General features: G+C 66.5%; 12 protein-coding genes. 9 read left to right on the forward strand and 3 right to left on the reverse strand.

What is annotated here, in order from left to right:
- Positions 1-110: 110 nt before the first annotated feature.
- The 4 genes from AC6JAM_RS18855 (at position 111) to AC6JAM_RS18870 (ending at position 5,635) form a co-directional block, all read left to right on the forward strand.
- A complete protein-coding gene (locus tag AC6JAM_RS18855; protein WP_495634459.1) occupies positions 111-2,285 on the forward strand; it encodes a S8 family serine peptidase in 2,175 nt (724 codons plus the stop codon).
- A 240-nt stretch (positions 2,286-2,525) separates the two neighbouring features.
- Positions 2,526-3,758: a type III polyketide synthase gene (locus AC6JAM_RS18860; RefSeq protein ID WP_134164724.1), complete on the forward strand. Its 1,233-nt coding sequence runs from the start codon at positions 2,526-2,528 to the stop codon at positions 3,756-3,758.
- Between the two features lie 14 nt (positions 3,759-3,772).
- Positions 3,773-4,468: a class I SAM-dependent methyltransferase gene (locus AC6JAM_RS18865; RefSeq protein ID WP_134164725.1), complete on the forward strand. Its 696-nt coding sequence runs from the start codon at positions 3,773-3,775 to the stop codon at positions 4,466-4,468.
- Between the two features lie 3 nt (positions 4,469-4,471).
- Positions 4,472-5,635, forward strand: a complete 1,164-nt coding sequence (locus AC6JAM_RS18870; protein WP_497935542.1) for an FAD-dependent oxidoreductase — start codon at positions 4,472-4,474, stop codon at positions 5,633-5,635.
- Between the two features lie 34 nt (positions 5,636-5,669).
- Here the strand turns inward: AC6JAM_RS18870 and AC6JAM_RS18875 are convergent, their stop codons facing one another.
- A complete protein-coding gene (locus AC6JAM_RS18875; protein WP_018771102.1) occupies positions 5,670-6,083 on the reverse strand; it encodes a nuclear transport factor 2 family protein in 414 nt (137 codons plus the stop codon).
- A 53-nt stretch (positions 6,084-6,136) separates the two neighbouring features.
- On the opposite strand from AC6JAM_RS18875, the gene AC6JAM_RS18880 reads away from it, so the two are divergent.
- The 5 genes from AC6JAM_RS18880 to AC6JAM_RS18900 all read left to right on the forward strand — a co-directional run bounded on the left by AC6JAM_RS18880 (position 6,137) and on the right by AC6JAM_RS18900 (position 9,926).
- Positions 6,137-6,817: a peptide deformylase gene (locus AC6JAM_RS18880; protein WP_497935543.1), complete on the forward strand. Its 681-nt coding sequence runs from the start codon at positions 6,137-6,139 to the stop codon at positions 6,815-6,817.
- 69 nt (positions 6,818-6,886) lie between these two features.
- Positions 6,887-7,768 (forward strand): methyltransferase domain-containing protein, encoded by an 882-nt coding sequence (locus tag AC6JAM_RS18885; protein WP_497935544.1) that lies wholly within the window; start codon positions 6,887-6,889, stop codon positions 7,766-7,768.
- A 129-nt stretch (positions 7,769-7,897) separates the two neighbouring features.
- Positions 7,898-8,371 (forward strand): NfeD family protein, encoded by a 474-nt coding sequence (locus AC6JAM_RS18890; RefSeq protein WP_056390368.1) that lies wholly within the window; start codon positions 7,898-7,900, stop codon positions 8,369-8,371.
- A gap of 22 nt (positions 8,372-8,393) precedes the next feature.
- Complete coding sequence (locus AC6JAM_RS18895; RefSeq protein WP_018771106.1) at positions 8,394-9,335, forward strand: SPFH domain-containing protein; 942 nt, start codon at positions 8,394-8,396, stop codon at positions 9,333-9,335.
- A 243-nt stretch (positions 9,336-9,578) separates the two neighbouring features.
- The gene (locus AC6JAM_RS18900) at positions 9,579-9,926 is read left to right on the forward strand and encodes an RNA polymerase-binding protein RbpA (protein WP_026266052.1); all 348 of its coding nucleotides are present in this window, start codon (positions 9,579-9,581) and stop codon (positions 9,924-9,926) included.
- A gap of 100 nt (positions 9,927-10,026) precedes the next feature.
- On the opposite strand, the gene AC6JAM_RS18905 is transcribed toward AC6JAM_RS18900, so the two are convergent.
- Entirely contained in the window at positions 10,027-10,770 is a 744-nt protein-coding gene (locus tag AC6JAM_RS18905; protein WP_056390366.1) for a polyprenol monophosphomannose synthase, read from the reverse strand.
- A 94-nt stretch (positions 10,771-10,864) separates the two neighbouring features.
- Complete coding sequence (locus AC6JAM_RS18910) at positions 10,865-12,532, reverse strand: amidohydrolase (RefSeq protein WP_497935545.1); 1,668 nt, start codon at positions 12,530-12,532, stop codon at positions 10,865-10,867.
- Positions 12,533-12,573 lie beyond the last annotated feature (41 nt).

Consider the following 12,573-nt stretch of genomic DNA (forward strand, 5'->3'; position numbering starts at 1 on the left):
TTCACCAAGCCTTAGTAAGCTCACCGTGGAACCGTAGGCCAAGGGGAGTGAATCTGAGCATGAAGACTGGTGTGACGAAGGGATACACGTACTTACGGACTATGGGGGTGGTGTTGGTAGCCACGATCGCCGGCGTAGCCACCGCACCAGCCGCAAACGCCGCAGACAAACCCGTCTTGCCCGGGCCTTCAGCCGCAGAGAAATTGCCCGATGCCCCAGCTCCCACCGACCAGTTCATCGTAAAGTTCAAACCCTCAGCGGCCGGCAGCGCCGCGGAGCGGGACGAGACCTATTCCAGGGCTGCCGGGCATGCCTCCATCGGCGTGCGGGAGATCAAGACCACGGCCAGCGACGCCAAGGTGGTCAAGACAAGCCACAGGCTCAATGCCGGGGAGTCCAGGCGCGTGCTGGAGAGCATCGCTGCGGACGACAAAGTCGAATCCGTGGAGCCTGACATTCTCATGCATCCGTCGTACACCCCGAACGACACCTACTACTCCTTGCAGTGGGCTCTGTCTGACCCTGGCGTCGGCATCAGGGTTCCGTCTGTCTGGGACAAAACCACGGGCACGGGCCAGATCGTCGCGGTGATCGACACCGGCATAACCGCCCACAGCGATCTCAACGCGAACGTCATGGCAGGCTACGACATGATCGCCGACCCAACCGTTTCAAGTGACGGCGACGGCAGGGATCCGGACGCCTCCGACCCGGGGGACTACCGGACCTCCGGAACTTGCGGTTCCACCTCATCCGCCCATTCTTCCTGGCACGGAACCCATGTCGCCGGGATTATCGCCGCTGTCGCCAATAACAGTGAAGGAGTCAGCGGCGCCGCTCCGGGCGTGAAGATCGAGCCGGTCCGCGCGCTTGGTGACTGCGGCAGCGGCTACCTCTCGGACGTGTCGGACAGCATTACGTGGGCTTCCGGAGGAGCAGTCTCCGGCGTGCCCGCCAATGCTAACCCGGCGAAAACCATCAATCTGAGCGTCGGGGGAGCGGCTGCCTGCCCTCCCACCCTGCAGGCCGCCATTGACGGGGCGGTCAGCCGCGGCTCATCCGTATTCGTGGCTGCCGGCAACGAAAGCCAGCTCGCCGAAAACAATGCGCCGGCAAACTGCAACAACGTCATTACGGTCGGTGCCACCAACCAGTCCGGATCCAAAGCCTCGTACTCGAACTTCGGTGCCGCCGTCGACGTCATGGCCCCGGGAGGCGACACAGGTGCCGGCATCCTGTCCACCTTCAACGCCGGATCAACCACTCCAGGCGCAGAAGCGTACGGCTACCTGATGGGAACGTCGATGGCGACGCCGATGGCGGCCTCCGTCGGCGCACTGATGAAAGCCGCTGATCCCTCCCTGACGCCAGCCCGGATCGAGGCGAAGCTGAAGGCAACGGCCAGGCCCCTTCCGGGAACCTGCCCAGGAGGCTGCGGCGCCGGCTTGATCGATGCCTTGGCCGCCGTCGCGTTTCCGGCCCCGCAGACTCCGATTGCCGTAAAGGCAGCGTCCCTGAACGGGGCCTTCGGAGCTGCCACTACGGGAGAGATCTATGGGCTCAGGGATAACGGCGGGTACCAGTGTTTCCAGCACGGTTGCATCCTTTATTCGCCGGCGTCCGGGGCTCACGTCTCCACCGGCGCGATTCGAGGCCTGTGGGCGGAGACAGGATTTGAGGCTGGTGGCCTCGGCTACCCGGTGACCGATGAAGTTGGCGGGCTCCGGGATGGAGGTGCCTATCAGAACTACCAGGGCGGCGCCATCGTCTGGTCACCGGCGACGGGGGCCCACATTTCCGTGGGGGCGATCCGCGGCCTGTGGGCGGAGACAGGATTTGAGAATGGTGGCCTCGGCTACCCGGTGACCGATGAAGTTGGCGGGCTGCGCGACGGGGGTGCCTACCAGAACTACCAGGGCGGTGCCATCGTCTGGTCCCCAGCCACCGGAGCGCATATCTCTGTTGGCGCCATCCGTGGCGAATGGGCGGTGTCGGGATTTGAGGGCGGCAAGCTCGGCTACCCGGTATCAAACGAAGTGGGCGGGCTGCGCGACGGGGGTGTCTACCAGAACTACCAGGGCGGTGCCATCGTCTGGTCCCCAGCCACCGGAGCGCATATGTCCGTAGGCGGCATTCGCTCCATCTGGGCCTCAACAGGGTACGAATCAGGGCGCCTCGGCTACCCGACAAGTGACGAGTACTCCACGGGCAACGACGGTGGCGTCGCGCAAAACTACCAGGGCGGCGTCATCCATTGGAGCCCAGGCGGTTCCTACATCTCCTGACCCAGCCGGCCGCATGCTGTACTTTCCCGGCGAAGGCGGCCTTTGTCCGTTGCGAAGGCATCGGCGAGCAGGGCAGCGCTCCCAAAGAGCTAGTTGACATAATGTAGATTATCGGCGCTTTGGGACTGCTCCGGAGCGGGGCGCACCAAGCCAACCAGCCAGCACGAACACCTGCGTGAAAGCGCTGGTCAAACCGGCGGTCCCATTGTCTTTATTCCGGCGCCCGTCAAGAATGAACCAATGACGGTCTACGTACGTTCACTTGAAACTGCAGTTCCGGAGACAAAGCTCATCCAGTCCGAGGCCCGTGACGTATTTGCCGCGCAGCCTGGCCTGTCGCGCTTAGGCTCGCGACTGGTGAACACCTGTTTTGACGGTGCTGCCATCGAGACGAGGTTTACCGCCGTCCAGGAACTCACCAACACGTCCCGCGCCGAAGAACCGCAGTTCTACGACCAGGAAACCGGGCTCCTGCTGAACCCCAGCACCAAAGTCCGCAACGATATCTTCGCCCGCGAGGCCACCAAACTGTTTGTGGCGGCCTCGCGTGCTGCCCTGCGGGCCGCCCCGGAAGTCGATTTACTTGACATAACTCATCTCGTGACGGTCTCCTGCACCGGCTTCTTCAATCCGGGCCCGGACTACAAGGTGGTCCGTGAACTCGGCCTTAATCCCGCAGTCCAGCGTTACCACCTCGGCTTCATGGGCTGCTACGCCGCCTTTCCTGCCCTGCGTGCCGCGAAACTGTTTTGCGAGGCGGACCCGAATGCGGTGGTCCTGGTTGTCTGCGCTGAACTGTGCTCGCTCCACGTACGCACCTCCAACGACCCGGACACCATCATGGGCTCGGCCCTGTTCGCCGATGGTGCCGCCGCCGCCGTCGTAACCGCGCGCCCAGGCGTGGCGGACACCGCACTGATGAAGCTGGACCACTTCGAGACGGTCCTGACACCGGTGGGTGAGGATTCCATGGCCTGGAACATCGGTGACAACGGCTTTGAAATGGTCCTGGGCAACTACGTGCCCCACATCATCGATGACCACATAGTCGGCGCGCTGCAGCCCCTTCTGGCCAGGGAGCCGGAACTGGCGCCACTCCCCTACACGGCAATCCCCCACTGGGCCATCCACCCCGGCGGCCGGAGCATCCTGGACAAGGTGCAGTCCAGGCTCGGCCTCAGCGACACCCAGCTGATCCCCGCACGGGAAACCTTGCGCAACTACGGCAACATGAGCAGCGCCACGGTGCTCTTCGTCCTCAAGCACATCCTTGAACAACCACTCCGGGAAGGGCCCGCCGCCGAAGAGCGGATCTGTTCCATGGCGTTTGGCCCGGGATTGACCGTGGAAACCGGCCTGTTCACCAAGATTCGGCAGGCAACAGGCGGCGCTCCGGGGTGGGAGGGCAGCGCGGCAGAGGATGCCTTGGGCCAGCTCCAAAGCCGGACGCCGGCCGAAGCGCCCGTGGCCTGAGAGCGGTCCGCGGAATGGGGATCCTCCTGCGCCGACGAGCCATCACGGACGTGGAGCAGATGGACAGGCCGGACTGCGATGCCCGTCTCCTGGACAACACGTACCGGCAGTTCGCCGTCATCAACCGGGTGCTGTCCGGCTGGCGGAAACTGTATGCCAGGGAACTCAGGAGCATGGCCCCTCCCGACCAGCGCCCGCTAACGGTGCTGGACATCGGCTCCGGCGGCGGCGACCTGGCCGTGATGCTGGCCCGCTGGGCGGCCAAAGACGGCAAAGCGGTGCATATCACGGGCATCGATCCTGATCCCCGTGCGGCCCGGTTCGCCCAGCAACGCCCGTCCATGGCCGGCGTGGAATTCCGCAAGGCGCACAGCGGCGAGCTGGTCAGCGAGGGTGCCCGGTTCGACGTCGTCATCTCCAACCACGTCCTGCACCATCTTGGCCCGGAGGAACTCCTGCAACTGCTGGCGGATTCGGAGATCCTGGCCGCCGGAAAGGCGTTGCACAACGACCTGATCCGCAGTCCTGCCGCCTTTGCCCTTTTCAGTGTGGCCGCCCTGCCGTTCCGGCAGTCCTTCATCCGGGAAGACGGCCTCACCTCCATCCGCCGGAGCTACAGGCCGGTCGAGTTGGCGGCCTCCGCTCCCCCGGGCTGGTCCGTGGAGCGCTCATCAGCCTTCCACCAGCTCCTCGCCTACCGGCGGGGCTGACAATTGGACGCCGATGTCCTGATCGCCGGCGGCGGTCCTGTTGGCCTGTACCTGGCTGCCGCGTTGCTGCAGGAAGGCGTATCGGTAAGGGTTTTTGAGCAGCGGCAGTCACGCAACCGGCATACCCGCGCCATCGGCATCCACCCTCCGGCCCTGGAGGCACTCGCCGGGATCCACGTTGCGTCCAGCATGGTCCAGGAGGGTGTCCGCATCCGGTCCGGCATGGCGGTCAGCCGCGGGAAGACGGTGGGCACCATGGCGTTCGACGACGTCTCCAGGGACTTTCCGTTCGTGCTGGCACTCCCGCAGTACAGGACGGAGCAGCTCCTGGAAGAGCGCGTCCTCGCCCTGGACCCCGGGGCAATTGTCAGGGGTGCCAACGTCACCGAAGCCAGGAACGACGGCGGCAAGGTCACCATCGCGGTCCAGTCCAGCCCGGATGCCGCGAACCGGCGTGGCAACCACAACGGCAGCGCCACCGCCGCCTTGCTGGTCGCGGCAGACGGGGCCCGGTCCCGGATCAGGGGCGCGCTGGGCGTCCCTGTGGACCGGAAGTCCTATCCCGACCACTACCTCATGGGGGATTTCGACGACGGCAGCGGGTACGGGGAGAAAGCCGTCCTGTTCCTCGAGCCGGAAGGAATCGTCGAGTCCTTCCCGCTGCCCGGTGGCGTCCGGCGCTGGGTGGTGCGCCTGGGCGCGCCGGCCGGACCGGCGGCAGGGTCCGGCCATCTTGCGGAGCTGGTGCACCGGAGGACCGGGATCCGCCCTGAGCCGGACACGAACTCCATGCTCAGCGCCTTCAACGTGCAGTCCGGGATCGCCCGAAGGACCGTCGCCGGACGGACGGTGCTGCTCGGCGATGCCGCCCACGAGATCAGCCCCATTGGTGGCCAGGGCATGAACCTCGGTTGGCTGGGCGCCCGGGACCTGGTGCCGGTGGCCTGCGCAGCACTGGCTGGGGAACCCACGGGAAGGCGGCTTCGCGAATTTGAGGCAAGCCGGCGCCGGGCTGCGGCCGTGGCCCGGCGGCAGGCCGAAATCAACATGATGCTTGGCAGGCCGCTGCCCGGGCCGCTCCTTCGTGTCCGTACGGCCGCCATTGGCGCGGCCGCCGCCGTGCCTGCCGTGAACCAGTGGGCCGCCCGGCGCTTCACCATGCAGTAACCAGGTGAACCGGCAGGAACCAGCGGCTGCAGGGCTACCGGAAATAGCAGTCGTAACTGTCCTGGCTGACGATGACGCCGTTGCGCACCTCAAACACCGACGATGTCCTGGCCCGGATCGTCTCGCCACGGTCCCAGTAGGGCAGATCCATCAGCACGGTGGCCGACCAGTCGGCTTCCACCACCACCCGGCTTCCCTCACAGGTGGTCCGCCGGACCGTGAACTGCTGGTCCTTCACCACATCGCGGCTTTGGTCCGCACCGGCAAGCACTCCCGCCAGCGGGCGGGTGGACCCTTCCGGGGCCAAAAGGTGCGGAGCCTCCGTCAACAGGAATGATTCCGACAGGAACGGCCGGATGTCCTCCGCACCGCCGCCGGCTTCAAGGACCCGGATGAATTCCAGGACGTGCTCCAGCGGGGATGCCTGCGGGAAAGAATCATCAGCCATGCAGTAGACCCTAGACCAAGGGTCCTGCGCCGCTCCGCCAGTAGGCTGTCCCCATGACCCAGACTGTTCCCCCAACAACCGCCGGCGCCGACGACATCCGTGAGATTGTTGAGCGGATCCTGTCCGCCGGGTCCCTCCCGCCCATCGTCCAGGCCGGCCACCCCGCCCTGCGCCAGCGTGCCGCCGCCTTCGACGGCCAGCTCTCCGCCGGCCAGTTGGCCCGCCTTATCGGGGTCATGCGCGAGGTCATGCACGAGGCCCCGGGGGTGGGCCTCGCTGCCCCTCAGCTGGGCATCCCCCTGCAGCTCGCCGTCCTGGAGGACCAGTTCGACATCGATCCCGCTGCCGCTGCCCTGCGCAACCGGAGCCCGCTGGATTTCCTGGCCATCCTCAACCCCCGCTACACGCCGCTTGGGCAGGAACACGCGTCGTTCTACGAGGGCTGTCTTTCCCTCAACGGGCTGCAGGCGGTGGTGGCGCGTCCGGAGGCGGTGCTGCTGGAGTACGTAACACCCGACGGCGCGGCGGAGCGGCGTGAGTTCTCCGGCTGGCAGGCGCGTATCGTGCAGCATGAGACAGACCACCTCAACGGCATCCTGTACATAGACCGCGCCCAGCTTCGGTCGTTGAGCAGCAACGCCGAATACGCAGCGCACTGGGCAGAGGCGGGCATTGACAAGGCACGGGAAGGGCTGGGTTTCGACGACGGGCCGGCAGGCATATCGCTCGGCTGACGGCCACCGCTTCCATCCGCATGCAGGGCCGGCGGGGCTGAATGCCCAGCCCGCCCTAAACTGGTTCCCATGCCTTCCGCAGACCTTCCCCTCATGTGCCCCGTCTGCTCACATCCGCTGGAGTACCTGGAAGCGGAGGCAACGCGCCAGCCGCGCCTGGTGTGCCCGTCCGGGCACAGCTTCGACGCTGCCCGCCAGGGCTACTTCAACCTGCTGGTAGGCAAAGGCACACCCTTTGAACCGGACAGCGCCGCGATGGTGGCGTCACGGTACGCCTTCCTGGGGAACGGGCACTACGGGCCGCTGCAGCAGGCCCTGGCCTCCGCCGTCGTACCCGTCCTGCGGCCGGAAGGCGCGGTGGTGCTGGACTCGGGAACGGGGACCGGACACTATCTGCGGGCGGTCCTCGATGCTGCAGCTGCCGGGGGGCGGCAGGCATCCGCCATTGGCCTGGACATCTCGAAATTCGCGCTACGGCGGGCGGCCCGCCTCAACCCGGAAGCCGTGAACCTGGTCTGGGACATCTGGCGGCCGCTGCCGGTGGCGGACAACTCGGTGGACGCGGTCACCGTGGTCTTCGCACCGCGGAACCCCGCCGAGTTCGCCCGGGTCCTGCGCCCGGAGGGCGTGCTGGCAGTGGTGACGCCGCGGCCCGGACACCTGGCGGGCATCGCGGCCGTGACCGGAATGCTTGGCATTGAAGAGGGCAAGGATGAGCGGCTGGCGGAGGCGATGGCCGGGCACTTCGAGCTCGAAAAGACCCTTGACGTGGACATACTGCTCAAGCTGGGCCGCGCGGCCGCCGCGGACCTGGCGTTCATGGGCCCGGCCGGCCACCACCTGGACCTGGGGCAGATCGCTGCGCGGCTGGAACACTCCCCGGAGCCGGTGACAGCCGACGCAAAGTTCAGGCTCCTGGTGTTCAGGCCCAGGACCCACGGCGCCCCGTAACGACTTGGCCACTATCCACCTGCGGCCGGTATGAACCGGCCCACACGGTAAGTCCGCGGACTACGATGAAAAGACAGTTACTGGCGGGTCCGCGCGTGCGGCTCCCCCGTGGCGAAGGGGGAAACAGGGATGTTCGAGTGGCTTGGCGAAAACTGGTGGGCATTGTGGCTCACGGCTTTCCTGGCGTTTGCGGTGATCGAGATGATCACCCTTGACCTGTTTTTCATCATGCTCGGCGGCGGATCCCTTGCCGCACTGGTTGCCGATTTCGCCGGTGCAGAGCCCTGGCTCCAGGTGGTGGTCTTCTGCGTGGTGTCCCTGCTCATGGTCGCCTTCGTCCGGCCGGTAGCCCTTTCGCATCTCAAGAAGGGGCCGGCCGAACAGCGGACCAACGTGGACCGGCTGATCGGTGAACCGGCCGTCGTGATGGAGGCCGTGACCGCCGACGGCGGACTGGTGAAAATCGGCGGCGATATTTGGAGTGCGCGCTCCGCGGCGGGAATCCTTCCCGCTGGCCAGAAAGTGGTGGTGGCGGCCATCGACGGCGCCACAGCAGTAGTTTCGGTACCGCCGCCGGCGGCTGCCGGTCCGGATACAGCCTGACAATTGGGGAACAAGGAGTTGTATGGAAAACGCAGGCGGAACCGCACTGGCCATTGTGCTGGTCGTTCTGATCGTCTTTGTCATCATAGTTTTGGTCCGGTCCGTCCGGATTATTCCGCAGGCCCGTGCCGGCGTCGTGGAACGGCTCGGGAAGTACCAGCGCACGCTTAACCCCGGGCTGACGATCCTCATCCCGTTCGTGGACCGGCTGCTGCCGCTGCTGGACCTGCGGGAACAGGTGGTGTCCTTTCCGCCGCAGCCGGTCATCACCGAAGACAACCTGGTGGTCTCCATCGATACGGTGGTCTACTTCCAGGTCACCGATCCCCGCGCAGCCACGTATGAAATCGCCAACTACATCCAGGCCGTGGAGCAGCTCACCACCACCACCCTCCGCAATGTGGTGGGTGGACTGAACCTGGAGGAGGCCCTGACCTCCCGCGACCAGATCAACGGACAGCTTCGGGGAGTCCTCGATGAGGCCACGGGCCGCTGGGGAATCCGCGTCTCGCGGGTGGAACTGAAGGCCATCGATCCGCCCCACTCCATCCAGGACTCCATGGAGAAGCAGATGCGGGCCGAACGCGACCGGCGCGCTGCCATCCTCACCGCGGAGGGGACCAAGCAGTCAGCCATCCTCACCGCGGAGGGCCAGCGGCAGGCGTCCATCCTCGCCGCGGAAGGCGAAGCCAAGGCCGCCATCCTCCGTGCGGACGGGGAGGCGCAGGCCATCCAGAAGGTCTTCGACGCCATCCACAAGGGAAACCCGGACCAGAAACTGCTGGCCTACCAGTACCTCCAGACGCTGCCCAAGTTGGCTGAGGGCTCGGCCAACAAGCTCTGGATCATCCCGAGTGAAGTTGGGGAAGCCCTGAAGGGAATCGGCAACGCCCTTGGCGGCACCAGCGCGGAGCCTGCCGGCGGACTTTTCGACGAGGCGCCCATCGAGCGCACGCAGCCCTAGGCTCTTGACCAAGACAGGGAGGGTTCGGTGGCTAGCCGCCGAACCCTCCCTGTTTTGGTGCAGACGTGTTAAAGCCCGTATAATTGGGTATTTGTCCGGCAGGAGAAGACCAGCTGGAACAACCAAGCTTCGCAATGCGTTGAATCTTATGATGCAGCACAGTGCACACACTAGTCCGGCGGCGCAACGTCGCCACCGGCTAACGCGGAGATTTCATCCGCGAACCGACCAGAGGGAGAAATCATGAGCGATCGCAGCCTGCGGGGCATGCGCCTTGGTGCGCAGAGCATGGAGACCGAGTCCGGAGTTGAGCCGGCTCCGCGCCAGCGGGTCGAATACCGTTGCGCAGATGGCGAGCAGGTTTTCGTCACGTTCTCCTCCGAGGCGGAAATTCCTCCGGTGTGGGTCTCCAAGACCGGCAAGGAAGCGCTCCTGGTTGACGGCGAAAAGCCGGACACCAGCAATGACAAGGCAGTCCGCACGCACTGGGACATGCTGCTGGAACGCCGCTCGCTTCCTGAACTTGAACAGATCCTCGAGGACCGCCTGACCATCCTGCGGGAGCGCCGCGGAGAGCGCCGCTCGGCATAAGGCCAGCCGCAAAAGAAGGGGGCGGCCCCGCACTTTGGTGCGGGGCCGCCCCCTTTTTCCTGTGTCCTCAGAAGGCCGCGGAGGGCGGCCCAGGGAAAAGCTAAGGCTGCTTGTTCTTCAGCCTGCCGGTCAAGGTGTTCCAGCGGGCGGCCAGTCCCCACCGGGTGACGTTGACCATCGCTTCGATGACGATGTTGCCGCTCATCTTGGAGGCGCCCAGTTCGCGCTCAACGAAGGTGATGGGGCGCTCCTCGATGCGCAGGCCCAGTTTGGCCACGCGCCACGCCAGGTCCACCTGGAAGCCGTAGCCCACGGAATCCACCTGGTCCAGGTTGAGCTTTTCTAGGGTGGTCCTGCGGAAGGCGCGGTAGCCGCCGGTGACGTCCTTGATCCGCAGCCCCAGCATCAGCCGGGCGTAGGTGCTGCCCACCCGGGAGATCGCCTGGCGGTACAGCGGCCAGTTGACCACGCTGCCGCCGGGAACCCAGCGCGAGCCCATGGCCAGGTCCGCGCCCTTGTCCACGGCTTCCAACAGCTGGGGAAGCTGTTCGGGCTGGTGTGAGCCGTCGGCGTCCATTTCCACCAGGACGTCGTATCCGGCGTCCAGGCCCCACCGAAAACCGGCGATGTAGGCGGCGCCCAGGCCTTCCTTGCCCTTGCGGTGCAGGACGTGGACCTGGGAGTCCTCGGCGGCGAAGCCGTCGGCAAGCTGGCCGGTGCCGTCAGGGCTGTTGTCATCAACCACCAGCACGTCCGACGCCGGAACGGCCGTCCGAAGGCGCTGGAGCGTCTTGGGCAGCGATTCCAGTTCGTTGTAGGTGGGAATGATCGTAAGGACGCGCACGAAGGGCCTTTCCTGGTGGAAGTGGTCGGAGCACCTGATGCCGGGCTGGCCGGCGGCGGGCGCAACTCCCCATTATAGGGCGGAGGATTATGGGTCAGGAACGCAGGGCCGGGCTGGCGTAGAGTTCGGCACCGTCTTTCACGGTCTGCAGGCATACCGGGTCGGAGCCTGTGTCCAGTGCGGGCAGCAGTGGGGTCCTGGCCCGCGGATCGGTGCTCCATGACTGCACCCTGCCGTCAGCCACCTGGACCATCAGCTCCTCCACCTCCCAGACGGCGAAACTGGCCGGTGCGCCGGGAACCAGTTGCCCGGCCATGGGGTTGGCGTGCCGTGCGGCCCTCCAGCCCGCACGGGTGTGCCCCAGGAACGCTGCGCGCGCGGAAATGCGCTGGTCCACGTTGTGGTGTTCCACACAGGCACGCACGCTGGACCAGGGCCGGAGGGGCGTGACCGGGCTGTCGCTGCCGAAACAGACAGGAACCCCGGCTGAATAGAAGGCAGCGAAAGGGTTCATCGACCGGCTCCGCTCCCCCAGCCTCTGCTCATAGAGGCCCCCGGCTCCGCCCCACGCTGCGTCGAAGGACGGTTGGGCGCTGACGGTCACCGAGTAGTGCGCCAGCCTTGCCACGGCCGCGGCATCAGCCATCTCCACGTGCTCGAAGCGGTGGCCCGCCGCCCGCACCCGCTGCTCCCCGACTTCCTTGGCCGCCACGTCCAGCGCCGCCAGCGCGGAGTCCAGCCCGGCGTCGCCAATCACATGGAAACCGCCCTGGATCCCGGCAAGGGAGCAGGCGGCGAGGTGGGCAGCCGCCTGGTCGACGCTGAGGTACAGGCTGCCGCGTTCCTGCGCGGCATCGCTGTAGCCGGCGCGCAGGGCGGCGGTCCTGGAACCCAGCGACCCGTCGATGTTCAAATCCCCCGCCAGTCCGCGGACGCCGCAACCAAGCTGCTCCACAAGGGTCCGGGCCTGCGCCTCGGACGAAACCAGCTCCCCCCAGTACGGCAGCACCTCAGGAAAGCGCGCCGCGTCCTTGGCGGCGTCGTTCCATCCTGCGGCCAGCCTCAGGTCCTCAGCCCCGCCGATGTGCGGTGCGCCCATTTCGGCCAGCGCAACGTACCCGTTCGCCGCAGCCTCCGCCAGGGCACGGGCCTGGTGCCGCTTCAGCACGTCCTGGGGCAGCTGCCGGGTTGCCAGCCGCGCTGCGTCGTGGGCTGCCCGCGTGACCCGGGGGCCGCCGTCGTACCCGTCCTTGCCGCGAAGGTCCGCGGAGTGTACAAGGGACGTCGAAACCAGGGCCGAGTGCACATCAACCCGGGAAAGGTAGACCGGGCGGCCCCCTGACGCCCGCTCCAGTTCCTCGGCACTGGGCAGGGCGGAGTCCGCCCACCTGGTTTCGTCCCAGCCGTGGCCGAGCACCGGCCCTTCCCCTCCAGCCGCGGCGACGGCGTCCAGCAGCGCGCGTGCCGACGTGGCCGTGCCCAGTTGCAGCGATTCCAGGGCGATCCCGGTTTCCGTCAGATGGATGTGCGAATCGACGAAGCCGGGTGCAACCAGGGCGCCACGGAGGTCGATGATCTCCATGGAACTGTCTGCGATGGAGGATGCGGCCTGCTCAGATCCAACCCAGGCGACGGTGCCGCCGTCCACCAGCATGGCCGTTGCGAATGGATCCGCCGCGGTGTAAACGGACCCATTGCGGTACAGGACCGGGGCGGGCCGGGAGGCGGCATCAGAGTGGGAAGTGGCATCGGGGCGGGGCATGGGGGCAGACTCCTGGGGTGTGGGGGTGCCGGCGTGGGCCG

The organism is Arthrobacter sp. GmRoot5-12 (genome assembly GCF_059739365.1).